This window comes from Bradyrhizobium sp. USDA 3315 (assembly GCF_054056795.1).
Map to the genome: position 1 here is coordinate 899263 of NZ_JBSRYP010000001.1, position 23823 is coordinate 923085.

Annotated in this window: 22 protein-coding genes and 1 pseudogene; 9 read left to right on the forward strand and 14 right to left on the reverse strand. The window is 64.8% G+C overall.

The window, feature by feature from the left end; genetic code table 11:
- Positions 1-4: 4 nt before the first annotated feature.
- Entirely contained in the window at positions 5-979 is a 975-nt protein-coding gene (gene ispH / locus ACVIYL_RS04115; RefSeq protein ID WP_456777818.1) for a 4-hydroxy-3-methylbut-2-enyl diphosphate reductase, read from the reverse strand.
- 229 nt (positions 980-1208) lie between these two features.
- Here ispH and ACVIYL_RS04120 point away from each other — a divergent pair, with 229 nt between their 5' ends.
- Positions 1209-1907: a DUF1013 domain-containing protein gene (locus ACVIYL_RS04120; protein WP_076825203.1), complete on the forward strand. Its 699-nt coding sequence runs from the start codon at positions 1209-1211 to the stop codon at positions 1905-1907.
- Positions 1908-2016: 109 nt separating this feature from the next.
- Here ACVIYL_RS04120 and ACVIYL_RS04125 read toward each other — a convergent pair whose 3' ends face one another.
- The 3 genes from ACVIYL_RS04125 to ACVIYL_RS04135 form a co-directional block, all read right to left on the reverse strand.
- Positions 2017-2289, reverse strand: coding sequence for a hypothetical protein (locus ACVIYL_RS04125; protein WP_075969207.1), 273 nt, complete (start codon positions 2287-2289; stop codon positions 2017-2019).
- Positions 2290-2572: 283 nt separating this feature from the next.
- Positions 2573-4480, reverse strand: a complete 1908-nt coding sequence (locus ACVIYL_RS04130; protein WP_456777819.1) for a propionyl-CoA synthetase — start codon at positions 4478-4480, stop codon at positions 2573-2575.
- Positions 4481-4678: 198 nt separating this feature from the next.
- A complete protein-coding gene (locus ACVIYL_RS04135; RefSeq protein WP_082653725.1) occupies positions 4679-5449 on the reverse strand; it encodes a tetratricopeptide repeat protein in 771 nt (256 codons plus the stop codon).
- 135 nt (positions 5450-5584) lie between these two features.
- Here ACVIYL_RS04135 and ACVIYL_RS04140 point away from each other — a divergent pair, with 135 nt between their 5' ends.
- Complete coding sequence (locus tag ACVIYL_RS04140; protein WP_310882938.1) at positions 5585-7129, forward strand: cation:proton antiporter; 1545 nt, start codon at positions 5585-5587, stop codon at positions 7127-7129.
- 221 nt (positions 7130-7350) lie between these two features.
- On the opposite strand, the gene ACVIYL_RS04145 is transcribed toward ACVIYL_RS04140, so the two are convergent.
- From ACVIYL_RS04145 to ACVIYL_RS04160, 4 genes are all read right to left on the reverse strand, one after another.
- Entirely contained in the window at positions 7351-8157 is an 807-nt protein-coding gene (locus ACVIYL_RS04145; protein ID WP_253604628.1) for an SDR family NAD(P)-dependent oxidoreductase, read from the reverse strand.
- A gap of 112 nt (positions 8158-8269) precedes the next feature.
- Positions 8270-8683, reverse strand: coding sequence for a DUF1850 domain-containing protein (locus tag ACVIYL_RS04150; protein WP_456777820.1), 414 nt, complete (start codon positions 8681-8683; stop codon positions 8270-8272).
- Entirely contained in the window at positions 8644-10752 is a 2109-nt protein-coding gene (locus ACVIYL_RS04155) for a TRAP transporter permease (RefSeq protein WP_456777821.1), read from the reverse strand. The genes ACVIYL_RS04150 and ACVIYL_RS04155 overlap by 40 nt, the downstream gene beginning before the upstream one ends.
- Before the next feature lie 174 nt (positions 10753-10926).
- Positions 10927-11874 (reverse strand): TAXI family TRAP transporter solute-binding subunit, encoded by a 948-nt coding sequence (locus tag ACVIYL_RS04160; RefSeq protein WP_018269641.1) that lies wholly within the window; start codon positions 11872-11874, stop codon positions 10927-10929.
- A gap of 141 nt (positions 11875-12015) precedes the next feature.
- Here ACVIYL_RS04160 and ACVIYL_RS04165 point away from each other — a divergent pair.
- Both ACVIYL_RS04165 and ACVIYL_RS04170 read left to right on the forward strand, forming a co-directional pair.
- A pseudogene (locus ACVIYL_RS04165) lies at positions 12016-12153 on the forward strand (MFS transporter); the annotation flags it as partial.
- 570 nt (positions 12154-12723) lie between these two features.
- Positions 12724-13938: an EAL domain-containing response regulator gene (locus ACVIYL_RS04170; protein ID WP_456777822.1), complete on the forward strand. Its 1215-nt coding sequence runs from the start codon at positions 12724-12726 to the stop codon at positions 13936-13938.
- 20 nt (positions 13939-13958) lie between these two features.
- Here ACVIYL_RS04170 and ACVIYL_RS04175 read toward each other — a convergent pair whose 3' ends face one another.
- Both ACVIYL_RS04175 and ACVIYL_RS04180 read right to left on the reverse strand, forming a co-directional pair.
- Entirely contained in the window at positions 13959-14855 is an 897-nt protein-coding gene (locus ACVIYL_RS04175; protein WP_456777823.1) for an HpcH/HpaI aldolase/citrate lyase family protein, read from the reverse strand.
- Positions 14856-14874: 19 nt separating this feature from the next.
- Positions 14875-15354, reverse strand: coding sequence for a hypothetical protein (locus ACVIYL_RS04180; RefSeq protein ID WP_225645168.1), 480 nt, complete (start codon positions 15352-15354; stop codon positions 14875-14877).
- Positions 15355-15557: 203 nt separating this feature from the next.
- On the opposite strand from ACVIYL_RS04180, the gene ACVIYL_RS04185 reads away from it, so the two are divergent.
- Positions 15558-15857: a hypothetical protein gene (locus ACVIYL_RS04185; protein WP_016845604.1), complete on the forward strand. Its 300-nt coding sequence runs from the start codon at positions 15558-15560 to the stop codon at positions 15855-15857.
- Positions 15858-15985: 128 nt separating this feature from the next.
- Here ACVIYL_RS04185 and ACVIYL_RS04190 read toward each other — a convergent pair whose 3' ends face one another.
- Together ACVIYL_RS04190 and ACVIYL_RS04195 are read right to left on the reverse strand one after the other, a co-directional pair.
- A complete protein-coding gene (locus tag ACVIYL_RS04190) occupies positions 15986-17068 on the reverse strand; it encodes an IS630 family transposase (protein WP_253604297.1) in 1083 nt (360 codons plus the stop codon).
- 97 nt (positions 17069-17165) lie between these two features.
- Complete coding sequence (locus ACVIYL_RS04195) at positions 17166-18362, reverse strand: hypothetical protein (RefSeq protein ID WP_438077367.1); 1197 nt, start codon at positions 18360-18362, stop codon at positions 17166-17168.
- 119 nt (positions 18363-18481) lie between these two features.
- Here ACVIYL_RS04195 and ACVIYL_RS04200 point away from each other — a divergent pair, with 119 nt between their 5' ends.
- The gene (locus tag ACVIYL_RS04200; RefSeq protein WP_456777824.1) at positions 18482-18727 is read left to right on the forward strand and encodes a hypothetical protein; all 246 of its coding nucleotides are present in this window, start codon (positions 18482-18484) and stop codon (positions 18725-18727) included.
- Between the two features lie 15 nt (positions 18728-18742).
- Here the strand turns inward: ACVIYL_RS04200 and ACVIYL_RS04205 are convergent, their stop codons facing one another.
- A complete protein-coding gene (locus tag ACVIYL_RS04205; protein ID WP_253604639.1) occupies positions 18743-19372 on the reverse strand; it encodes an NUDIX hydrolase in 630 nt (209 codons plus the stop codon).
- Positions 19373-19464: 92 nt separating this feature from the next.
- Between ACVIYL_RS04205 and ACVIYL_RS04210 the strand changes: the two genes are divergently transcribed.
- From ACVIYL_RS04210 to ACVIYL_RS04220, 3 genes are all read left to right on the forward strand, one after another.
- Positions 19465-19890 (forward strand): PaaI family thioesterase, encoded by a 426-nt coding sequence (locus tag ACVIYL_RS04210; protein ID WP_456777825.1) that lies wholly within the window; start codon positions 19465-19467, stop codon positions 19888-19890.
- Positions 19891-19995: 105 nt separating this feature from the next.
- Positions 19996-21015: an aldo/keto reductase gene (locus ACVIYL_RS04215; RefSeq protein WP_456777826.1), complete on the forward strand. Its 1020-nt coding sequence runs from the start codon at positions 19996-19998 to the stop codon at positions 21013-21015.
- Between the two features lie 253 nt (positions 21016-21268).
- Complete coding sequence (locus tag ACVIYL_RS04220) at positions 21269-21469, forward strand: hypothetical protein (protein WP_057016417.1); 201 nt, start codon at positions 21269-21271, stop codon at positions 21467-21469.
- A 100-nt stretch (positions 21470-21569) separates the two neighbouring features.
- Here ACVIYL_RS04220 and katG read toward each other — a convergent pair whose 3' ends face one another.
- Entirely contained in the window at positions 21570-23735 is a 2166-nt protein-coding gene (gene katG, locus ACVIYL_RS04225; protein WP_253604641.1) for a catalase/peroxidase HPI, read from the reverse strand.
- Positions 23736-23823: the final 88 nt, after the last annotated feature.

Here is a 23823-nt window from a genome sequence, read left to right on the forward strand (position 1 = left end):
TGGTCTATTCCGCCGCGGCAGCGTCAGGCCGCAGCGAACGCGGCAGCGGGAAGAACTCGTTCTCCTCCGCGGCCGAGACCGTCTCCACGTGCAGTTCGTAGCGCTCGGCGAAGGCGCCCATGATCTCCTCGACGATCACCTCCGGCGCCGATGCGCCCGCGGTGATGCCGAGGCTCGTGATGCCTTCGAACCTGCCCCAGTCGATGTCGCTGGCGCGCTGGGCAAGCACGGCGATCGGACAGCCCTCGCGCTCGGCGACCTCGCGCAGGCGCTGCGAGTTCGACGAGTTCGGCGCGCCGACCACGATCAGGGCGTCGACCACCGGCGCCACCTTCTTCACCGCGAGCTGACGGTTGGTGGTCGCGTAGCAGATGTCTTCCTTGTGCGGACCGTTGACGTTCGGGAAGCGCTGCTTGAGCAGCGTCACGATCTCCGCGGTGTCGTCGATCGACAGCGTGGTCTGGGTCACGAAGGCGAGGTTGTTGGGGTCCTTCGGAACGAAGGTCTTGGCGTCCTCGGCGGTCTCGATCAGGGTCACGGCGCCAGCCGGCAGCTGCCCCAGCGTGCCGACCACCTCGGGGTGGTGGGAATGCCCGATCAGCAGGATCTCGCGGCCGCGCTTGAAATGGATCGCCGCCTCGCGGTGGACCTTGGTCACCAGCGGGCAGGTCGCGTCCAGCGAGAAGAAATTGCGGGATTTGGCCTCGGCAGGAACCGATTTCGGAACGCCGTGGGCCGAAAACACCACCGGCGCGTTGGTATCGTCGGGGATTTCGGCCAATTCCTCGACGAAAATGGCACCTTTGGTCTTCAGGCTGTCGACCACATACTTGTTATGGACGATTTCGTGCCGGACATAGACCGGCGCACCATAAATGGTGAGGGCACGTTCGACCGTGTCGATGGCACGGACCACCCCGGCACAAAAGCCGCGGGGGGAACAAAGCACGATTCTAAGGTCGGGTTTTTTGGCTGACATCGGGCTGTCTCGGGGCAATCTCGGGACCGAATCACCCCTCGCCGGCGGGCGGGGAACGGCCAATTTGAGTAAGGACTTGGGACTGCTTTCGGGCGCTGTCAAGGCGATTTTGCTGGCCCATTGCGCCATTCCCCCCGGAGGGCTTATATAGGCCCTATAATTCCCGTCATCGCCGATGACTACCAGCTTCGCCTCGACAGAGGTGGGCGAAGCACAAAGGAGATTTGCCATGAGCAACGCACCGCTGATGCCGAAGGCGACTGCCGTGTGGTTGGTCGACAATACCGCCCTGACCTTCGATCAGGTGGCCGATTTTACCAAAATGCACCCCCTCGAGGTCCGCGCCATCGCCGACGGCGACGCCGCCCAAGGCATCAAGGGCATGGACCCGATTTCCAACGGCCAGCTGACCCGCGAGGAGATCGAGCGCGGCGAGCGCGACCAGAACTACCGCCTCAGGCTCCAGGAGAGCAAGGTGGTGCTGCCCTCCGCCGCCAAGAAGAAGGGCCCGCGCTACACCCCGGTGTCGCGCCGCCATGAGCGTCCGAGCGCGATCCTCTGGCTGGTGCGCAACCATCCCGAGCTGAAGGACGCCCAGATCATGCGTCTGGTCGGCACCACCAAGACCACGATCGCCAGCGTGCGCGACCGCACCCACTGGAACGCCTCGACCCTGACCCCGATGGACCCGGTGACGCTCGGCCTGTGCTCGCAGATCGAGCTCGATTTCGAGGTGCAGCGCGCCGCCAAGGAGAAGCCGACCACCACGGTCTACGGCGGCGCCACGCTGCTGCCGGCCTCCGAGACCACGCGCAAGGACGAGCTGGACGACCAGCCGATCGAGCGCCACGACGATCTCAACGTCGATGCCGTGTTCGCCAAGCTGAAGACGATCGGCGGCAAGAAGCCCGCCGACGAGGAAGAGTAAGCGCGGATCGCGCAACTCGAAGCGCAGAATACGAAACGCGGCAGGGCAACCTGCCGCGTTTTTGCTTGGATGCGCATGCGATGGGCGTGACCGCGGCCGTCGGCGCGGCTCAATGCCGGTCGGGATTGTTCATCATGTATTCGCCGAGATCGCGCTGCCGCCGATCGGTGCGGGCTTCGGCGTTCTGGCGCTGCACGTCGCGGTTCTTGCGGCAGGCGACGTAATCAGGCGAGCCGACCGCCACCTTGCCGCCGGCCTGGCAGTACTGGTCGTCGTCGCCCATGCTCTCCGCGATCGGCGATCGGCCGCGCTCGAGACAGCCCGCAAGCAGCGGCAGGGCGAGCAGCAAGGCGAGTGGCGCGCGTGCGGAAATGGATCGCATCCGTGGGTCCGTATCTCGTGGCATATGACAGGGAGGCCGGGATGACCCGGCAATCCATCAAAATCAAGGCCGTTTTGCTTCCGAATGCGGAAGTCTTGTTCCACAGGTGCCGACCTCAGGCGCGGGAGGTGCCAGCACTCCCTCGCCCCGCTCTTGCGGGGAGAGGGTTGGGGTGAGGGGCCGCCTCCGCAGAATGAAGCAGCGAGCGCGCGGAGCCCCCTCATCCGGATCGCATTGCCATGCGACCCGGCCTCTCCCCGCAAGCGGGGCGAGGCAACAAGAGCTACGCCTTCCCCTTCAGCGCCTCGCCGATTTCGTCGAGCACCTTCGGGTCCTCGATCGTCGCCGGCATGGTCCAGGGCTCGCCGTCGGCGATCTTCTTGATGGTGCCGCGCAGGATCTTGCCGGAGCGGGTCTTCGGCAGCCGCGCCACCGTGATCGCGAGCTTGAACGCGGCGACCGGCCCGAGCTTGTCACGCACCAGCGCCACGACGTCCTTCTCGACCTCGGCGGGCTGCTTGGTCACGCCGGCCTTCAGCACCAGGAAGCCGCAGGGCACCTCGCCCTTGATCGCGTCCTTGACGCCGAGCACGGCGCATTCGGCGACATCGGGATGCGAGGCAAGAATCTCCTCCATGCCGCCGGTGGAGAGCCGGTGGCCGGCGACATTGATGATGTCGTCGGTGCGGCCCATCACCCAGACATAGCCGTCCTCATCCTTGTAGCCGGCATCCGAGGTCTTGTAGTAGCCGGGGAATTCCGAGAGATAGGCGTCGCTGAAGCGATCGTCCTGCTGCCACAGCGTCGGCAGGCAGCCCGGCGGCATCGGCAGCTTGATGACGATCGAGCCCATCGTGCCGGCCCCGACCGGCTTCGCCGCCTCGTCGACGATGTCGACCTGATAGCCCGGCATCGGCACCGTGGGCGAGCCGTGCTTGACCGGCAGCTGGCCGAGCCCGACCGGATTGCCGGCGATGCACCAGCCGGTCTCGGTCTGCCACCAATGGTCGATGACCGGCACCTTGAGCTGCTGCTCGGCCCACTCCACCGTCGGCGGATCGGCGCGCTCGCCGGCGAGGAACAGGGTGCGGAAGCTCGAGAGATCGTAATTCCGGATGAACTTGCCCTCGGGGTCCTCCTTCTTGATCGCGCGGAACGCGGTCGGCGCGGTGAAGAAGGCGACCGCCTTGTGCTCGCTTATCACGCGCCAGAACGCGCCGGCATCCGGCGTGCCGACCGGCTTGCCCTCATACATGATGGTGGTCGCGCCGTGAATCAGCGGGCCATAGACGATGTAGGAATGGCCGACCACCCAGCCGATGTCGGAGCCGCACCACCAGATCTCGCCGGGCTTCACGCCGTAGAGATTGTGCATCGACCATTTCAGCGCGACGAGATGACCACCATTGTCGCGCACCACGCCCTTCGGGATTCCGGTCGTGCCCGACGTGTAGAGGATGTAGAGCGGATCGGTGGCGGCTACCGGCACGCACGGCGCGGCCTTGCCGGCGTCGAATGCGGCGCGGCGCAGCGTCGCCCAGTCATGATCGCGGCCCGCGGTGAGCTCGCAAGCCTGCTGCGGCCGCTGCAGGATGATGCAGGTCTCGGGCTTGCTGCCGGCGAGGCGGATCGCCTCGTCGAGCAGCGGCTTGTATTGCACGATGCGCCCGGGCTCGATGCCGCAGCTCGCCGAGAAGATCAGCTTCGGCTTGGCATCATCTATACGGGTCGCGAGTTCCTTGGCCGCGAAGCCGCCGAACACCACGCTGTGCACCGCGCCGATCCGCGCGCAGGCGAGCATCGCGACGACAGCCTCCGGCACCATCGGCATATAGAGGATGACGCGATCGCCCTTCGCCACGCCGAAATCCTGCATCACCGCAGCCAGCGTCTGCACCTCCTCCAACAATTCGGAATAGGTGAACTTGGTGATCGTGTTGGTGAGCGGCGAATCGTGGATCAGCGCGACCTGGCTGGCGCGGCCGCCGGCGACATGGCGATCCAGCGCGTTGTAGCAGGTGTTGACCACGGCGCCGGCGAACCAGCGCCCGTAGGCGCCCATGGAGGGATCGAAGATCTTCTTGGCCGGCTCGATCCAGTCGATCTCGCGCGCCGCTTCCGCCCAAAAGCCCTCGGGGTCCCGGAGCGAGCGGGCATACACCTCATGATACCGGCTCTGCTGGATATTCATCGCGTTTCTCCCTCGCGCGGTCGCGCGTCATTTGCCGACCATTGTCACGGGAAGTGGCGCCGTTTCAAGCCGAAATGACCGCGACCTTCGGCCGGGTCGGAGCAAAGCGTTTTCGAGCGAAGTGGGTCCCGGTTCGCGTGAAGAAAACGCGTCAAAACAAGAATCTAGAGCTCATTCCGCTTCGATCGGAACGGAGCACTAGTAGCCGTCGACGCCGTTGATCCGCTGCAGCCGCTCGCGCATCGCCTTTTCCAGATCGTAGCCCGGCTTGCCGAAGTCGGCATTGCGGCGGGCGATGAACTGATCCTGCGCGCGCTGCAGCTCGCGCGCCTGGCGCGGATTCTGCGTCTCGCGCACCGTGCGGAAGGTGGATGCGACGATCTCGCGATCGAGATCGGCAAGCGTGGGATTGGCGCAGATTGCCTTCTCCACCGGCCGGCGCGCCTTGCGGCAATCGAAGCTCGGCTTGCCGGCGACCGCCATCATGGCGCCGATCCGCTCCAGCTCCAGCGACAGCGATTTGTAGTTGGCCCTGGCGGCGGCGTGATTGGGGTCGAGCTTGACGGCAGCACCAAAATCCAGGATCGCCTTCGGCCGGTCGCCCTTGCGGCGCCACAGCTCGCCGCGCGCATTATGCGCATCGGCAAGCGATGGATCGAGCTTGAGCGCGGTGTCATAGTCTGCGATCGCGCGATCGATCATCTGCTTGCGGTCATAGGCGCCCGCCCGCGCCATCAGCGCCTTGACGCGATCGGGCCTCGTCGCCTTCTCATTGTCGATCAGCGCGCCGCAGACATCGATGATCTTGTCGTCATCGGCGGCCGCTGCCGCCGCGATGCAGGGGCCGGCGTTGGCCTGCACATCCTCGCCCGGTTCGCTGCCGGTGGCGCGCGCAACGCCCGTCATCAGCGCGCCCGACAGGCCGACACAGACCAGCATCGCGGCCAGATTTGCAGGTTTGCGTCGCATCCTGATCGCCGACAAATCGTCCCTCTTCCGCGCCCGAACCGCCGGCCTCCGATGCCCGGCGGCGCGCCATTTGCCGCAAAACCACACGCTGGATTATACGTCAATTGCGACGATCGGCTGCATCGGGGGTTCGGCTTGCTCACATTCGAATGGATCATCGGGCTGTTGCTCGCGGCGGTGGCGCTATCGGCGCTGGCGCGGCGGATCAAGGTGCCCTACCCGACCTTCCTGGCGCTCGGCGGCGTGCTGCTGACGCTGCTGCCGTGGGCCCCGACCTGGGCGCTGGAACCGAAACTGGCGCTGGCGCTGTTCGTCGCGCCGGTGCTGCTCGACGCCGCGTTCGACACTTCGCTGCGCGATCTCCGCAACAACTGGCTGCCGGTCTCGACGCTGGTGGTGGTCGCGGTCGGCGTCACCACAGCGGCGGTCGCGGTGGTCGCGCATTGGCTGCGCCCGGACATGCCATGGGCGGTTGCGATCGCACTCGGCGCCATCGTGGCACCGCCGGACGCGGCCGCAGCCACCGCGATCCTGCGCCAGGTCAACCTGCCCTACCGGATCCAGAAGATCCTCGAAGGAGAAAGCCTGCTCAACGATGCCAGCGCGCTGCTCATCTATCGCGTCGCGGTCGGCCTCGTCGCCGCCGAGCACATGAAGATCCGCGAGTTCGTGCCGTCCATCACGATTGCGCTGGTCGGCAGCCTCGCCGCCGGCTTCCTGTTCGCGCAAGTCTGGATGATGATCACGCGTCGCATCACCGAGGCACCGAGCGCGATCATCACGCAGTTCGGCGGCACTTTCATGGTGTGGATCATTGCCGAGCATCTCGGGCTGTCCGGCATCCTCACCATCATCGCCTATGCGATCACCATCTCGCGCACCGCGCCGGCCCGCACATCGGCGCGGCTGCGCGTGTCGTCCTACGCGGTGTGGGAAACCGTCGTGTTCGTGCTCAACGTGCTCGCCTTCATGCTGATCGGCCTGCAGTTGCGCCCGATCTGGTCCGGGCTCGACGACGAGGTGCGGTGGAAGTATTGCAGCTTTGCCGCCGCGATCCTCGCCGTCGTGATCCTCGCCCGCATCCTCTGGGTAATGCCCTACGGCGCGCTGCTGCGCACACTGAAGACGCGCAACCTGCTGCCCGCCCACGTGGTGGACGCCGTGCCGACCTTGAAGCGCGGCTTCATCGTGTCCTGGTGCGGCATGCGCGGCATCGTCACGCTGGCGGCGGCGTTTGCGCTGCCTGAATGGTTTCCGTATCGCGATCTGATCCTGCTGACGGCGTTTGCCGTGGTGCTCGGTTCGCTCGTGATCCAGGGGTTGACGCTGCGGCCATTGATCCTGGCGTTGAATTTCGCTGACGACGATCCGGTCGGACGCGAGGCGGCCCATGCCCGCGGCGTGGTGTTTCGCGCCGCGCTCGACGAAATCGACGCCGACCCGTCGGAGGAGGCCGAGATCCTGCGGCTCGAATATCGCGCCGTGCTGCTGCGCGCCGAGAATGATCCCGACGGCGGCCTGACCTCGCGCGAGCTGCCGTCGGATCCGCTGCGCCGCCGCGCCATCGCCGCGGCGCGTCAGGCATTGCTCAATCTGCGCCGCATCGAGGCGATCGGCGACGACGCATTCCATCTGGTCGAGGAAGAGCTCGACCGCGCCGAGCTCAGCGTGGAGGCCTAAAGCGCCATGAGGTTAGGATGAATAGCCGCCGCGACAGCACTGCGCTCCCTCTCCCCGTTCTTTACGGGGAGAGGGTTGGGGTGAGGGGCTGTCTCCGCGTAACCGGCGATAGCTGCATTTGCGGAGAATCCCCTCACCCGGAATGCATCTAGCGATGCATTCCGACCTCTCCCCGCACGCGGGGCGAGGTAAAGCGAAGTTCGCTGCTCAGGCGCCCGACTTCACGCCCCTGACTTGGAGGTGATGCCGCCGTCGACCACGAGCTCGATGCCGGTGACATACTTCGATTCGTCCGACGCCAGGAACAGCGCGGCATTGGCGACGTCCCAGGCGTCGCCCATATGCCCCATCGGCACCTGCGCGTCGCGGGCGCGCCACATCGCCTCGACATCGCCCTTGGCGTAGCTCTGCGCCAGCCCGGCCGAATGCGCGACCATCGGTGTCTTCATCAGTCCGGGCAGGATCGCGTTGACGCGCACATGCTTCGAGGCGAACTCGACCGCGGTCGAGCGCGTCATCTGGTTCATCGCGGCCTTGCTCGCGTTGTAGCTGACATAGGAAATGCCGACATGGCGGATCGAGGCGATCGAGGAGATGTTGATGATCGAGCCGCCGCCCTGCTTGATCATGACGGGAATGACGTGCTTCATCGACAGATAGGCGCTCTTGAGGTTGACCGCGAAGACGCGGTCCCACTCGGCTTCCGCAACTTCCACCACGCTGCCGACCTCGGCGATGCCGACATTGTTGTCGAGCACGTCGATGCGGCCGTAGGCCTTCAGGCAGGCCGCGACCATCGCCTCGACCTCGCCGGCGCGCGAGACATCGGCGGTGAATGCGGCAGCCTTGCCGCCCTCGCCGGTGATGATGCCGACGGTCTCCTCCGCCGCGGCGCCGTTGCGATCGACGCAGAAGACGCTGGCGCCCTCGCGCGCAAAGGTGACGGCGGTCGCCTTGCCATTGCCCCAGCCGGGCCCGATCGAACCCGCGCCGACCACCATCGCAACCTTGCCCTTGAGCCGATCCATCGCCTGTTCTCCCTTGTTGTTCTTGTCGTGACTGTAGCCCGGATGAGCGAAGCGATATCCGGGAGCGCTATCCCCCGCATATCGCTCCGCTCATGCGGGCTACGGATACTTACTACGGATTCTCGCAAACACTCATCGTCGTGACATTAGCACCGATCGGATGCCCGATAATCTCCGATAAGGTCTGGCAGCGTCCCTCCTGGCACAGGTGCCATTCACCCGCGGCGCCGGAATTGCCGAGCACGACCTCCGCCCTTGGCATCGGCGGGGGCGACCATTGAAACCAGCCATCGACAAGGCGCGCCTCCGGCGGCGGCTCCATGCCGGCGCCGGTGCCCTTGACGCGCGCCTGTTGCAGCGTCAGCCCGGCCGGCGTGACCAGCCAGTCCTCCTGCCACGCGCTCTTCTCGATCGAATGCGTCCAGGCGAGCGTGAACGCCGCAATCGACAGCGCCTTCACGACTCCCGCGGAAGCGAGGCAGAGGCTCAAGCCGCCGCCACCGCATTGCGCGGACGCTGCCGCCATTGCCATAGCACGACAGCAGCAGCGAGCGTGAAGCCCGCTGTATCCGAGAACGGGAAATCGCCGAGCAGGCAGAGCGCGGCGCCGAACGCGACCAGGATCTCGATGAAAGTCAGCCGCGTGAACAGGAAGCCGATCGCGACGATGCCGAACAATCCGATCGCCACCAGCGCCTTGAAGGTCGCCAGCGCCACCGCGCCGTAGAAGCCGAGTTGCGCCTGCATCGGATCCCCGGTCTGCAGCATCAGCGCCGGCGAATAGACGAAGATGAACGGAATGACGTAGCCGGCAAGCGCGATCCGCATCGCCTCCCAGCCGATCTTGTCCGGGTTCTCCTTGGCGATCGGCGCCGCCGCCAGGGCCGCGAGCGCAACCGGCGGCGAGAGGTCGGCCATGATGCCGTAGTAGAACGCAAACATGTGGCTTGCGATCAGCGGCACGCCGAGCTTGGCGAGCGCAGGCGCGGCCAGCGCCGCGGTGATGATGTAGGTCGGGATCGTCGGGATGCCGGTGCCGAGCAGGATCGACAGCAGCATGGTCATGATCAGCGCCAGGAACAGGCTCTTGGCGCCGAGCCCGATGATCCAGCTGCCGAAGATGGTGCCGACGCCGGTCTGCGTCATCATGCCGATGATGGTGCCGACGATGGCGCAGGCCATGCCGACCGTCAGCGCCGATTTGGCGCTGTCGGCGAGCGAGTCGCGGCAGGCTTTTAGGGTGGCGCGGCCGCCGCGGGTGATCGCCGCGATCACGATGAGACCGGCGACGACGCTGGCGACCGGAACGATCTCGATGCCGTGGCGCGACACCGCGGCAACCACCAGCGCGAGGCCGATCCAGAAGATGTAGCGCACGATGGTGTTGGAGAAGCCGAGTGTGATGCTGGCGCCGAGGATCAGCGCGACCGTGAGCGCAAGGCCCATGCTGCCGGCATAGAGCGGCGTGAAGCCCTCGAACAGCATGTAGACCAGCGCCGCGAGCGGCAGCACCAGATACCAGCGCGCCACCAGCGCCTTCCAGGCGCTCGGGATCTCCGAGCGCTTCATGCCGACGAGGCCGTGCTTGCCGGCCTCCAGATGCACCATCCAGAACGCCGAGGCGAAATAGAGGATCGCCGGGATCACCGCGGCCTTGACGATCTCCGAATAGGGCACGCCGAGCGTCTCGGCCATGATGAAGGCGACCGCTCCCATGACGGGCGGCATGATCTGGCCGCCCATCGAAGCGGTGGCCTCGACGCCGGCGGCGAAGGCGCGGCGATAGCCGAACTTGATCATCAAGGGGATCGTGAACTGGCCGACGGTAACGACGTTGGCGACGCCCGAACCCGAGATCGTGCCCATCATGCCCGAAGCGAACACCGCGACCTTGGCGGGGCCGCCGCGGGTGCGGCCGAACAGGCCGAGCGAGACGTCGGTGAACAGCTGGATCATGCCGGCGCGTTCCAGGAACGAGCCGAACAGGATGAACAGGAAGATGTAGGTTGCCGAGACGTAGATCGGCACGCCGTAGAAGCCCTCGGTGCCGAACGAGAGATGGGTGACGATCTGGTCGAAGTCATAGCCGCGGTGATTGAACGGCGACGGCAGATATTGGCCGAAGAACCAGTAGAGCAGACAGGCGCCGCACATCAGCGGCAGCGCCGCCCCCATCAGCCGCCGCGTGCCCTCGAAGATCAGGACCGCGAGCAGCGTGCCGACCGCGAGGTCCATGTTGGTCGGATCGCCGTCGCGGGCGATCAGGTCGGCATAGAAGATCCACTGGTAGAGCCCGCAGAGGAAGCCGGCGGCGCCGACGATCCAGCTCACCGCGCGGCCCAAATCGGTCTTGGCGGTGAAATTACCGATCAGGCCGAAGGTCAGGAGGATCAGGAAGCCGACATGGACGCCGCGCACCACCTGGCTCGGCAGGTAGTTGAAAGCTGCGACATAGAGCTGGAACACCGCAAAGGCGAGACCGATGGCATAGGCCAGATGCCCCCAGGCACCCGGGCCGAAGCCTTCCGGAAAGCCATGCTCGAAATTGTCGAATTCAACCTTGATGGGCTGCTCGCCCTCAACCTGCTGCTGCATATGATCAGTCCCCCGCCGTGTCCGCGACGTCCATAGTACCTGCGTGGCGCTTGGGCCGCGTCCCCCGCACGTCATGCGCGGGCTTGACCCGCGCATCCATCGAAAAATGAGCTCTTTAGAAAGATGGATGGCCGGGTCAAGCCCGGCCATGACACCCTCGAAGCGTAACCGGCCTTACTTGATCAGGCCCTTCTCCTTGTAATAGCGGATCGCGCCGGGATGCAGCGGCACCGGGCTGCCGGTCGCGGCGGCCTCGAGCTTGATCTCCTTGCCCGCGGCGTGGGCGTTGGCGAGTTCCGGCAGCGATTCGTAGACCAGCTTGGTCATCTGATAGGCGAGATCGTCCGACACCGCGCTCGAGGTCACGAGGTAGTTCACGACCGCGGCGGTCGGCACGTCCTTGTCCTGGCCCGTATAGGTGTTGGCCGGGATGATCACGGAGACGAAGGGCGGGCCGATCTTGTCGACGGTCTCCTTCGGCACGGCGACCACGGTGATCTCGCTCGAGGTCGAGAGGTCCTTCAGCGAGGCGACGCCGAGGCCGGCGGACTGCAGCGTGGCGTTGAGCTGGCGGTTCTTCATCAGATCCACCGATTCGGCGAACGGCAGGTACTCGACCTTGCCGAGATCCTTGTAGCTCATGCCGGCGGCCGCGAGGATCGCGCGCGAGTTGAGCTCGGTGCCGGACTTCGGCGCACCGACCGACAGGCTCTTGCCCTTGAGATCGGCGAGTGTCTTGATGCCGCTCTCGGCGGTCGCGACGATCTGGATGTAGTTCGGATAGATCGCGCCGATGGTGCGCAGCTTGTCGAGCTTGTTCTTGAAGCCGGCTTCGGCGTCGCCTTCCCAGGCGGCTTTGAGCGAATCGCCGAGCGTGAAGGCGATCTCGCCGCGGCCCTGCTGCAGCAGCACCAGGTTCTCGACCGAGGCCTTGGTCGCCTGCACCTGGGTTTTCACGCCGGGGATCTTGTCGCCGTAGATCTTCCCCATCGCGACGCCGAGCGGATAGTAGACGCCGGAGGTGCCGCCGGTGAGCACGTTAATGAACTGCTCGGCCTGTGCGACAGGCGCGGACAAAACGCTGGCTGCCACGATCGCAGCAGCCATCAACTTGGAATTCATGAGTATTATTCTCCCCTTAAGCCGGCCGGAAATTGGCCGGACACCCCCGCCGGGTCAACCCATCCAAATGACGCATGCGCGGCGGAAATCCCCGATAGCAACACCACTTTACCTGCGCGGGAACTCCCCGCGCGACCGGGCGACCGCTTCGAGCTGGTTGCCGCGACCCGGGCGCTGGCGGCCGCTAACGGCTCGGTATTCGCGCCGGCGATCGCCGCGGTGACTCTCGGCATTGTCGGACCCAAAGCGTTCGCGGCGCGGACCGGCCGCAACGAAGCAGCGAAGATCGGCTTGCGGCCCCGGATGTCGGCTTGAGCACCGCTGTAGCCGGATTCATTGTCGTCCATGCAGGTTGCAGCGCTGCATTCCTGTTCCTTGCAGCTATCGCTTGTGCCGCGCTGATCGGCTACTGCGCGTTGATGCGGGAGACGTTGCGAACAGCAGCGACGACGTCACGCACATCTGCATTGGCATCACAAAACGGATGATCTGATTCGTCATCGGCGCTCTGCGGAGCACTCTGCATGATGCGATCTGATGTCCGACAATGACGCAATTCCGCGTCTGCGTCGACGCGACAACACAGTCATTAACGCCGTCTCTCGATGACACACGCGCACAGTGTTTCTGCCGATGTGCAAAGTCGGACGCGATCGCGCTCATGAATGTCAGATGACGCATTTGTTGCAGGTGTAACAGCGGTGAGACGCCGCGATTCCAGCGCCATTTGAATCGAATTGAATCCTTTAAGGTTAGCGGGGCAATCAATGTATGATCCAGAAATTTCCATGATTGCCGCCGCTCTAGGATGTACGAGTCAAGCCGGGGTAACTACGGACAAGGCGGGGCATGAATCACATCAGTCACATCGAACGCACGCGAGCCGGCTGGTTCGGACATCGCAAGCTGACCCCACGCGCATGCATTGCGGACAGCAAAAAACACCTTCGGACCTTCCTCGCCGAGGCGCTGGAAGACCTCGGCTTCATCACCAGTGAATGCAGCCAGGCTTTGGAACTCGACACCGTTCTGGACGCGGAACGGCCCGATCTCCTGGTGCTCGGTGTGTCCGTGGACGGCATCGAAGTCAGTAAAATTCTCGAGACTTTGGTGAGAAAGGACTATGGCGGCAAGGTCCTCGTCATCGGGCAGCCGGACTCGATCATCGTCAAGGCGGTCCGGCAAATCGGCGATGAGTACGGCATCGCCATGCTGCCGGCGCTGTCGACGCCGTTCAGCGCCGGGACCCTTCGCGACAGTCTTGCGTCGTTGATGCCGCTTGAACCCGCGCCGAGCCCGGCGGTGGACGTGCCCGAAGCGCTGAAGGCCGGCTGGCTAGAGCTGTGGTACCAGCAGAAAATTCATCTCCGGACGCTGGTGCCGAGCGGCGCCGAGGCGCTGATCCGGATGCGCCATCCGGCCTGGGGCGTCGTGCCGCCGGCCTACTTCATCCCGGACGAAAGCGATCCGCATTTTCATGCGCTGTCCGAATTCGTGATCGAGCGCGCGATCGAGGACTGGCGCTATCTCCTCGAGCAGACCGGACCGGTCAATCTCTCGATCAACCTGCCGATCTCATTCCTCGCCGACGATCGTGCCGTGCGCGAGCTCTGTTACCGGATGCCGGATCATGCGGCCTTCGCGGGCCTGTTGATCGAGATCGACAGCACCGACGTGGTCGATAATCTGGATCTGGCGATCGATGTCGCCCGGCGCGTTCGACTGCACAATATCGGCATCTCGATCGACAATGTCGGCGCGAACTGGCCGTCTTTGCTGGGCCTGCCGAACTTTCCGTTCGTCCAGCTCAAGGTCGACCATCAATTCGTCACCGGCTGCGCGGATCAGCGCCTGAAGCAGACGGTGTGCCGGCGTGTCGTGGAGCTGGCCCACGACAACGACGCGCAGGTCGTGGCCCAGGGGGTCGAGACGCGTGCGGACTTTCTCGCCGCGCACGAAATGGATTTCGATCAGGTCCAGGGCTACCTGTTCGGCAAGCCGATGGGCGTCAAGAAGTTCGCCCGCTCACGCATGCATTTCTCTGAGAAAGAGCCAGCCTCCTGAGGCATCGCCTCTGGTCAGGCTCATGTGTCGCGATCGATCGCGCGCAGCGCTTCGCCGCGCGCGATCAGGCGTTTTGCATTGGAATAGGTCGGCACCTCGAGCAGCGAGCCGTCAAGTTCGACGCGCCCAAAGCCCTTTGTCCGCGCCGCTTCGAACGCCGCGGCGATCCTGCCCGCCTGGCGCAACTCCTCCTCGCCCGGCGTCAGGACGCCGTTGACGATCGGGGCATGCGCGGGATCGACCAGGCTCTTTGCGGTGTAACCCAGCCGGCGCGCCCAGATCGTGTCGCGTTCGACGCCTTCAGCGTCGCTCCAAGTGTAGGGACAATCGACCGCGACGACATCAGCGGCACGACATTCGACGATGAAGCGCTGCCGCGCGTAAGCCAGCTCCAGGCCATCGCTGCCGCGCTCGGCACCAAGATCGGCGGCGAGGTCTTCGGAGGCCATCAGGCAACCGATGACGCGCCGGCTCGCCATGGCGATCGCACCGGTCTGCACCAGACCGCGCGCGAACTCGATATTCGGCAGCAGCGATGTCGATCCCTCGGCGATACCGCAGTCGCGCTCGAACCGCGTCACCGCCTCGTCAAGCCTGACGACATGGTGCGGCTCGGCGACCTTCGGCAGCGCGACGATATCCGGACGTCCGCGCATCACGGCGGCGAGATCGTCCATGCCGTCCTGGTCCAGCGGATTGACGCGGACCGCGACCATCACGCCCTGGTCGCGCCAGGCGGCGTAGAGCTCGGCCGCCAAGGCCCGCGCCTTCGGGCGCAGCGGCGGCGGGGTAAAATCCTCGAGCTCGTGGATCAGCACGTCGGCGCCGCTGGCGGCCGCGTGCTGCAGCACGTCCTCGTTGGCGCCTTCGAGAAACAGCCAGGAGCGGCACAGCGGGGCCGGGCGCAGCTTGCGCATCACGCGGCCCGCGCCGACGTCACTGGAACGTCATGTCGAGGCATTTCGAGATGTCGGAGCCGAGGCCGGACGAAATGGTGATGCAGCCGCGGATCTTCTGGGTGTTGACGTCGTTCGCCCAGATCGCATAGCCGCCGGGACCGAAGAACGAGTTGGTGTTCGGCGGCTCGGTCTCGGTGGCGTCGAAGGTGTAATTGCCGTCGGTCTCGAAAATGCGCGGCTTCTTGGTGCAGCCGCCGTCGGCCTGCACGTTGATGACCTCCTTGTTGTCCCGCGTCAGCGCCAGCGAGACCTGACAGCGGAAGTATTCCGAGGTCTTGGCGTTGAACAGATAGGCGTAGGACTTGCAGGTCGCGGTGTTGAGCTTGCCGGCGGACAGGCCGCGGCTGCAGGAGATCCGCTGGTTGTTGGAGAGCTTGAACTCGTCCGCCTGCGCGACTGACGCCAGCGTCATGAACGACAGAGCGACACCGATTCCGATCTTCATGACGTGGTTCATCCTGATCATCCCAAGGTCGTGTTTCTGGCAATCCAAGCGTTTGTAAACGGTAACGCGAAAATAGTCGCCAAGCTTGATGCGGGAATTCACAAAGTCGCCGATCCGCGAGCGGTCGCGCCGATTGTCGTATTGACGCGTGAACATCGTTCGTGATTTGTTCAAAAACGTGGGGACGACGCCGTTTTCTCGGCCGGAGGTGGATCATGACGCATTTTTTGACCAAGACTTTTATCGCGACTGCGGCGTTTGCCGCGCTGACGACTTGCGCATTCGCGCAGGAGGCTGCGCCCTGGGAGCTGAAGCCCGACATGGGCTACGCCTATGACAAGGACGGCAAGACCTGGTCCTACAAGATGGGCACCAACAACGCCGGCACGCTGCTGAAGGGCGCCAAGAAGGTGCCGAAGGGGACGCTGTTCTTCATCGGCCAGAACGGCCAGCTCTACATGCGCTCCGGGCCCTATCTCGAGGGCGACGGCAAGTTCAAGTTCGGCTCGAATTAGAGCGTTTTCGAGCGAAGTGGACGCCGGTTCGCGTCAAGAAAACGCGTCAAGAAGAGTCTAGGGCTTCGGTTCTGATTCAATCAGAACCGAAAATGCCCTAGTGTCCTGAACCAAAAGTTCATGGCATTTTATGCCTTGGCGGGCAGATTGTAAGCGCAGAAGCGTTCGATTGAGCCGAGAATGTCGTCAGCTGATTTGGTCCATCGGAACGGCATTGGGTCAGCGTTGTGATGGTCGATGAAGGAGGCAATCTCGGCCCGTAGCGCCGCCACACTGCGATAGATGCCGCGCCTAATCTTACGCTCGGTGATGAGTGCAAAGAAGCGTTCGACCTGATTGAGCCAGGATGAACTGGTTGGCGTCAGGTGGACGTGCCAGCGCGGCCTCTTTGCCAGCCAGTTGCGGATCAACGGCGTCTTGTGGGTTGCGTAATTGTCCATGACGAGGTGGACGTCCAGATCGTCTGGAACCGCAGCTTCGATCTCATCGAGAAACTTGCGGAACTCTTTGGCACGATGGCGTCCATAGCATTTGCCAATGACCCGGCCGGTTGCGACGTCGAGGGCGGCAAACAGCGAGGTGACGCCATGGCGTTTGTAGTCGTGACTACGGCGCGCCGGCTGGCCTGGTCGCATGGGCAGCATGGGCTGGCTGCGATCCAGCGCCTGGATTTGCGACTTCTCATCGACACACAGTACGATGGCGCGCTCGGGCGGAGCTACGTAAAGGCCGACGATGTCGCGAACCTTGGCGACAAAGTCGGGGTCGGTTGAGAGCTTGAAGGTCTCCAACCGATGCGGCTGCAAGCCGAAAGCGCGCCATATACGCTGTACTGTTGAGACTGACAGCCCGCTGGCCCGCGCCATGCTGCGCGAACTCCAGTGGGTGGCCCCGGGAGGCTGGGTCTCAAGGGTGCGAACGATCACCGCCTCGATCCGGGCATCCTCAATCGTGCGTGGCGTCCCCGATCGCGGCTCGTCCCAAAGACCTTCAAGCCGATGCTCGGAGAACCGCCGCCGCCATTTGCCGACCGTGTCGGGATCGACAGCCAAACGGGCCGCCACGACCTTGCTCTGCTCGCCCTCAGCACAGGCCAGGACGATCCGAGCCCGCAGCGCCAACGCCTGAGCAGTGCTTCGACGCGACGCCAACGATGTCAACTCAGCACGTTCCACCTCATCAAGCTCCAGCGGAGCAAAGCGCCGACCCATCGCCAATCCTCCCCAAATCAGGAGAGTCCGCTATCATCGAGTCGATTTGGAGTCCGCCGAACTTTTGATTCAGGACACTAGCGGCTTTCGGCAGGTATCAGAACGCCGTGGCCAATTCCTTCGCGCCCGGCTTGTTGCTGTTGAAGTCCATCCGCTCGTTGGTGACGGCAAGCAGCCTGGCCACCGTGTTGTGGCGGATGGCGACCGGGTTGCGCTCGTAGCCGGAGCGCTGGAAGAAATTCGCGGTCGGCACCTGCTCGCGCATCGCCTGCGGCATGGTCACCATGTCGAGCCCGGTGCCGTCGCCGGTCAGGTTCATCATCTCGAGCTCGGCCGCCGTCAGCGGCCGGCTGTAGCCCTTGTTGCGGGCGAAGATCACCGAGGTCAGCAGCTTGTGGGTCTGCAGCATCGGGCCGACATCGATGTCGAGCACCATGGCATGGCACGCCCAGCCCTGCGGCGTATCGGCGAGGCGCGCATGCGCCGACCAGTCGTCGGGCACGGTGCGCGTGAACGCGACCATCTTCTTCAGCACCGCGAGTTTGTGCTCCATCGCCTTGCGCGCGGGCCCCTGCGTTCTCGCAACCCGCTCGGTCAGATCCCGCACGAATTCATGGCCCTGCTCGGCCAATAGCTCGACGGTGTTGGTGGTGAGCAGCTGGTTGTAGCCCATCGCGGTGGAGATGGCGCGCTTGCCGCCGTGCTCGATGCCCGCCTGTACGTCGTAAGTGCCGGTGCCGCCGGTCTCGAACGAATAGACCCGCACCGCCTGCTCCGGCGTCAGCCCCGCGGCGCGCGCGTAACGCGCATAGGCGCGCTTGAACTCGACCTCGCTGGCCGGCCGCTGCGGCGTGAACTGGAATTGCTCGGCCGCCGCCCTAACCAGATCGGAGGCCACCGGAAGCGTCTTGGGCGGACGCGGCGGCTTGCCTTCCTCCTCTTCCGGGGCCGGATTGACCGGCCGCTTCGGACCCTCATAGACCGGCGGCTGCTGCAGCACGTAATCGTCCAGCGAGATCTGCACGCGGTCGCGCCGCTTGGCGTTGCGGCCGCGCCTCTTCTCGGCGACCGCGTTCCAATAGGCGCTGGCGTCCTGCTCGAAGGCGGCGCGCGCCTCCTGATATTCCTGCAGCTTGCGGCGATATTCCATGATCGCCTGCGGCGATGCCTGCGCCATCGCATTGGCGACGGAAGGCGGCAGCGCGCCGGCCTCGCCGGCAAATACGGACGGCGCGCCGGCGACGAGCGCGAGCGCGAAAAATCCAGGGCACAGGCGAATCAATTGCGGGCGCATGGCCTCGTTGTAGCAAGCACGGCCGCGAAGTCAGCCCGGAATTGTCCGGATCGCAGCGGCCGGATGCCGCGATCAATGCAGAATATTCGCCACAATGCGGTGTTCTCCGAACGAAAGCCTTGGAGAAAGCCCTGGAGATTGCGATGAGAATGGCACTCTGGCTCGTCGCCGCCTGCGCGTTGACGCTCGCCGCATCGGCGCGCGCCGAGCGTCCGGACTGCGGAACGTTTCCGGATACGCGTTCACGCTTCACCTGTTACGAGAATGTGTCGCGGGCGCCTCAGGAACCCGAGGCCGCGGCGCATTCGCCTGGTGCGCAGGGGAAATCAATAAAGATGAACGCCCGCAAGCGGCATCACAAATAGCGGCATCGTTGCGGCCTACTTCCATGCGAATACCGGCTGCTCCAGTTCGGCGACGCGGGTGCTGCGGCCGGCCAGCACCTCGCGAAATTGATAGATCAGCGCGGCGGTCGGCGCATGGATCTGCTGGCCACCGAGGCGGAAGCGGATCACGCGGCGCGAGCTTTCCGGGATCGTGACGAAGCTGAACGCGCCATCCAGCTCGATCGCATCGAGGCCGATGCGATGGACGGAGGCGACCTCGTCCGGGTTCGGCGTGATCGCCGCATGCGCACCGGCCCAGACCACGACCGGCGTGATCAGATAGCCGGATCGCGTCGGATAATCGTCGAGCATGCCGAGCACGTCGCTCGGGCCAAGCGCGAGCCCGAGCTCCTCATGCAATTCGCGCAGCGCGGCCTCGGCCTGCGTCTCGCCGGCATCGCAGCGCCCGCCCGGCAGCGCCCATTGCGCGCTGTGGGCGCGCAGGCGCGCGCTGCGGCGGGTCAACAGGAACGCCGTACCGCTGCCGTCGTCGCCTTCGGTCAGCGCGATCGCGACCGCCGCGCGCTTCAGCGTCGGCGCGGCGTCCGCCGGTGCCAAGCGTGCGAATGCGGCACAGAGCTCTGCGATATTCCGCCGGGTGGCATCGTCAAATGTGCGGGCCATTGACCTTGACTACAACACAACAGCGTTTGATGAAATGACTGCGACCACATGCCTCCTGCGATCAATCATCAGCAAGCAACGGACCCCACCTCATGACGGCCAAGGCCGCGGACAAACTCACATCCGACGGCTGGAAGATCGCCGAAACCACGGGATTCCTGACGCTGATCGGCCCGTTGTGGGAACGGTTGAAGGACGGCGCGCTTGAACTCGCGCTGATCACCGAAGACAAGCACCACAATCGCCGCGGCCTCGTGCAGGGCGGCGTGATCATGACCTTCGCCGACCGCGCCTGCGGCATGGCCGCACGCTACGTCTCGGGCAAGCCGACGCTTGCGACCGTGCAGCTCGACACCCATTTCGTCGAGGCCGGCAAGATCGGCGAGATCCTGACGACGCGGCCGCGCGTGGTACGCTCGACCCGCAGCCTGATCTTCATCACGGCCGAGGTGACCGTCGACAAGCGCTGTATCGCGATGGCCAACGGCGTGTTCAAGATCCTGAAGAACGACAGCTGATCCTTTGTCATTCCGGGATGGTCCGAAGGACCAGACCCGGAATCTCGAGATTCCGGGCTCGATGCTGCGCATCGCCCCGGAATGACCGCAGGAAAGGAAAGTCCGATGCAATATCGCCAGCTTGGCCGTAGCGGCCTGAAGGTCTCGCCGATCTGCCTCGGCACCATGATGTTCGGCGGACCGACCGACGAGGCGACCTCGGCGCGGATCGTGGCGAAGGCGCGCGAGGCCGGCATCAACTTCATCGACAGCGCCGACGCCTATAATGCCGGCAAGTCCGAGGAGGTCGTGGGGCGCGCGATCTCCCACAGCCGGTCGAACTGGGTGCTCGCGACAAAACTCGCCAATCCGATCGGCGACGATCCCAACCACGGCGGGCTGTCGCGTCGCTGGGTGTTCCAGGCCGCCGACGAGAGCCTGAAGCGGCTCGGCACCGACTACATCGACGTCTACTATCTGCACAAGGAAGATCACACGACGCCGCTCGACGAGACGGTGCGCGCGATGGGCGACCTGATCCGCGCCGGCAAGGTGCGCTATTTCGGCGTCTCCAACTACCGCGCCTGGCGCGTCGCCGAGATCTGCAACATCTGCGACCGGCTCGGCATCGACCGCCCGGTCGCGAGCCAGCCCTATTACAATGCGATGAACCGGATGCCGGAGGTCGAGCATTTCCCGGCCTGCGCCTATTACGGGCTCGGCATCGTGCCCTATAGCCCGCTGGCGCGCGGCGTGCTTACCGGCAAATACGCGCCCGACGCGGCGCCACCCGCGGACACGCGTGCGGGGCGCAACGACAAGCGCATGATGCAGACCGAGTGGCGGCCGGAATCGCTCGAGCTCGCGCAGGAGATCAAGCGCCACGCCGAGAGCAAAGGCATCACCGCCGGGCAGTTCGCGGTGTCCTGGGTACTGAACTCGTCGTTCGTCAGCGCCGTGATCGCGGGGCCGCGCACCGAAGCGCAATGGGACGACTACATCCGCGCGCTCGACTATCGCTTCACCGCCGAGGACGAAGCCCTGATCGACCGCCTCGTCGTCACCGGCCATCCCTCGACGCCGGGCTTCAACGACCCCGCCTATCCGATCGAGGGGCGCCGGGCGCGGAGCGGATCGTCGCTGTAGCGGCAGCGTCACAATTTTAGTTTGTGCGCTCCGCCCGCCGTCATTGCGAGCGGAGCGAAGCAATCCATCGTGCCGCAAGCGGAGAAATGGACTGCGTCGTCGCTGACGCTCCTCGCAATGACGGTGTGTTGCACTCGCTCGGTACGGATAACCCGCTCGGCAACGCCGAAGTTACGTTTCGTAGCTTCCGAATTGCGCGAAGCCCGAGTCGGCTGCAGCATCAGGGCATGGAAATGCTGATGCTGGTGCTGCAATGACGGCATCCAATGTACTGGACTGGATCGTGGCCCTCCTCGTCTGCTGGGCGAGCCTGACCGCAATCTTTGAACCTTCGCGCGGTGCCTCGCAGTGCGACGTATCCACCGCGACGAGCAGCGCGCCGCAGGCCTCACTGGCGACCCCGACGCAGGCGGAGTTCGAGGAGATGATCCGCGACATGAAGCTGCATGATTGAACGGGATCGGCAAACCGCGAAAATCCTTCCGCATCATCTCCCAAATGAAACAGGGCGGCGCCGAAGCGCCGCCCTGCCCTGATTGCCGTTTGCTCGCCGCTTACTTCGCGAGGTCGAAGCGGTCGGCGTTCATCACCTTGGCCCAGGCCGCGACGAAGTCCTTCACGAACTGCTCCTTGGAGTCGGACTGGCCGTAGACCTCGGCGAACGCCCGCAGCTGCGAGTGTGAGCCGAAGATCAGGTCGACGCGGGTGCCGGTCCACTTCACCGCCTTGGTCTTGCGGTCGCGGCCCTCATAGACGCCCTCGCCGGCATCGCTCCACACCGTGCCCATGTCGAGCAGGTTGAGGAAGAAGTCGTTGGTGAGCGTCCCCGGCTTGCCGGTGAAGACGCCGTGCTTCGACTTCTTGGCATTGGCGCCGAGCACGCGCAGGCCGCCGACGAGGACCGTCAGTTCCGGTCCGGTCAGCCGCAGGAGCTGTGCACGGTCGACCAAGGCCTCTTCCGGCTGCAGGAACTGATGCTTGCCGCCGATATAGTTGCGGAAGCCGTCAGCCCGCGGCTCGAGCGGAGCGAACGACTCGACGTCGGTCTGGTCCTGCGTCGCATCGGTGCGGCCCGGCGTGAAGGGGACCTTCACATTGGTGCCGCCGTCCTTCGCCGCCTTCTCGATCGCAGCCGCGCCGCCGAGCACGATCAGATCGGCCAGCGAAACCTTCTTGCCGAACTCCTTCTGGATGGCTTCGAGCTTGCCCAGCACGCCCTTGAGCTGCGCGGGCTCGTTGACATCCCAGTCCTTCTGCGGCGCAAGTCGGATGCGTGCACCATTGGCACCGCCGCGCTTGTCGGAGCCGCGGAACGTGGAGGCCGAGGCCCAGGCGGTCGACACCAGTTCGGACACCGACAGGCCCGAGGCGAGGATCTTCGCCTTGAGCGCCTCGATATCCTTGTCGTCGATCACGGCGTGATCGAGCGCCGGTACCGGATCCTGCCAGATCAGCGTCTCCTTCGGCACCAGCGGGCCGAGGTAGCGCTGGATCGGACCCATGTCGCGGTGCGTGAGCTTGAACCAGGCGCGGGCGAAGGCGTCCGCGAACTGATCCGGATGCTCATAGAACCGGCGCGAGATCTTCTCATAGGCCGGATCGAAGCGCAGCGACAGGTCGGTGGTCAGCATCGTCGGGACATGCTTCTTCGACGGATCGAACGCGTCCGGAATGACGGCGTCCGCGCCCTTTGCCTTCCACTGCTTCGCACCCGCCGGGCTCTTCGTCAGCTCCCATTCGTACTTGAACAGGTTCTCGAAGAAGTGGTTGCTCCACTTGGTCGGGGTCTGGGTCCAGGTGACCTCGGGACCGCCGGTGATCGCGTCAGCGCCGACGCCGGTGCCGAACTTGCTCTTCCAACCGAGACCCTGTTCCTCGATCGCGCCACCTTCCGGCTCCGGACCGATCAACGACGGATCGCCCGCACCGTGGGTCTTGCCGAAGGTGTGGCCACCGGCGATCAGCGCGACGGTCTCCTCGTCGTTCATCGCCATGCGGAAGAACGTCTCGCGAATGTCCTTCGCGGCGGCGACCGGGTCCGGATTGCCGTTCGGGCCTTCCGGGTTGACGTAGATCAGGCCCATCTGCACCGCGCCGAGTGGCTCGGAGAGCTGGCGCTCGCCGCTGTAGCGCTCGTCACCAAGCCAGGTGCCTTCCGGACCCCAGTACAGCTCTTCCGGCTCCCACACGTCGGCGCGGCCACCCGCAAAACCGAACGTCTTGAAGCCCATCGATTCCAGCGCAACGTTGCCGGCGAGGACCATCAGATCGGCCCACGAGATCTTGCGGCCGTACTTCTGCTTGATCGGCCACAGCAGCCGGCGCGCCTTGTCGAGGTTGGCGTTGTCCGGCCAGCTGTTGAGCGGGGCGAAACGCTGCTGACCGGCACCGGCGCCGCCGCGGCCGTCGGTGATGCGATAGGTGCCCGCCGAATGCCAGGCCATGCGGATCATCAGGCCGCCGTAATGGCCGAAGTCGGCCGGCCACCATTCTTGCGACGTCGTCATCAGGGCCGTGAGGTCCTTGATCACGGCGTTGAGATCGAGGCTCTTGAATTCCTTGGCGTAGTCGAAGCCCTTGCCCATCGGATCGGACAGGCTGGAGTTGCGATGCAGCACCTGAACGTCGAGCGTCTCCGGCCACCAGTCACGATTCGAGTGCCCGCGAGGCCCGCCTGTGAATGGGCATTTGCCCGCGCCTTCGTCGGTTTTTGCGTCCATGTTTCTTCTCCGAGGTGATGGATTCTGGAATGCGCTGGAGCTCTTCCAAGAACGATTCTACGCAACCCAATCCATCAGAGGAAATTGA

Bases quoted from the DNA above. Each gene is read 5' to 3' on its own strand.
- ispH (WP_456777818.1), bottom strand. From the start codon at position 979: ATGTCAGCCAAAAAACCCGACCTTAGAATCGTGCTTTGTTCCCCCCGC.
- ACVIYL_RS04120 (WP_076825203.1), top strand. From the start codon at position 1,209: ATGAGCAACGCACCGCTGATGCCGAAGGCGACTGCCGTGTGGTTGGTC.
- ACVIYL_RS04125 (WP_075969207.1), bottom strand. From the start codon at position 2,289: ATGCGATCCATTTCCGCACGCGCGCCACTCGCCTTGCTGCTCGCCCTG.
- ACVIYL_RS04130 (WP_456777819.1), bottom strand. From the start codon at position 4,480: ATGAATATCCAGCAGAGCCGGTATCATGAGGTGTATGCCCGCTCGCTC.
- ACVIYL_RS04135 (WP_082653725.1), bottom strand. From the start codon at position 5,449: ATGCGACGCAAACCTGCAAATCTGGCCGCGATGCTGGTCTGTGTCGGC.
- ACVIYL_RS04145 (WP_253604628.1), bottom strand. From the start codon at position 8,157: ATGGATCGGCTCAAGGGCAAGGTTGCGATGGTGGTCGGCGCGGGTTCG.
- ACVIYL_RS04150 (WP_456777820.1), bottom strand. From the start codon at position 8,683: ATGGCGGCAGCGTCCGCGCAATGCGGTGGCGGCGGCTTGAGCCTCTGC.
- ACVIYL_RS04155 (WP_456777821.1), bottom strand. From the start codon at position 10,752: ATGCAGCAGCAGGTTGAGGGCGAGCAGCCCATCAAGGTTGAATTCGAC.
- ACVIYL_RS04160 (WP_018269641.1), bottom strand. From the start codon at position 11,874: ATGAATTCCAAGTTGATGGCTGCTGCGATCGTGGCAGCCAGCGTTTTG.
- ACVIYL_RS04170 (WP_456777822.1), top strand. From the start codon at position 12,724: ATGAATCACATCAGTCACATCGAACGCACGCGAGCCGGCTGGTTCGGA.
- ACVIYL_RS04175 (WP_456777823.1), bottom strand. From the start codon at position 14,855: ATGCGCAAGCTGCGCCCGGCCCCGCTGTGCCGCTCCTGGCTGTTTCTC.
- ACVIYL_RS04180 (WP_225645168.1), bottom strand. From the start codon at position 15,354: ATGAACCACGTCATGAAGATCGGAATCGGTGTCGCTCTGTCGTTCATG.
- ACVIYL_RS04185 (WP_016845604.1), top strand. From the start codon at position 15,558: ATGACGCATTTTTTGACCAAGACTTTTATCGCGACTGCGGCGTTTGCC.
- ACVIYL_RS04190 (WP_253604297.1), bottom strand. From the start codon at position 17,068: ATGGGTCGGCGCTTTGCTCCGCTGGAGCTTGATGAGGTGGAACGTGCT.
- ACVIYL_RS04195 (WP_438077367.1), bottom strand. From the start codon at position 18,362: ATGCGCCCGCAATTGATTCGCCTGTGCCCTGGATTTTTCGCGCTCGCG.
- ACVIYL_RS04205 (WP_253604639.1), bottom strand. From the start codon at position 19,372: ATGGCCCGCACATTTGACGATGCCACCCGGCGGAATATCGCAGAGCTC.
- ACVIYL_RS04210 (WP_456777825.1), top strand. From the start codon at position 19,465: ATGACGGCCAAGGCCGCGGACAAACTCACATCCGACGGCTGGAAGATC.
- ACVIYL_RS04215 (WP_456777826.1), top strand. From the start codon at position 19,996: ATGCAATATCGCCAGCTTGGCCGTAGCGGCCTGAAGGTCTCGCCGATC.
- ACVIYL_RS04220 (WP_057016417.1), top strand. From the start codon at position 21,269: ATGACGGCATCCAATGTACTGGACTGGATCGTGGCCCTCCTCGTCTGC.
- katG (WP_253604641.1), bottom strand. From the start codon at position 23,735: ATGGACGCAAAAACCGACGAAGGCGCGGGCAAATGCCCATTCACAGGC.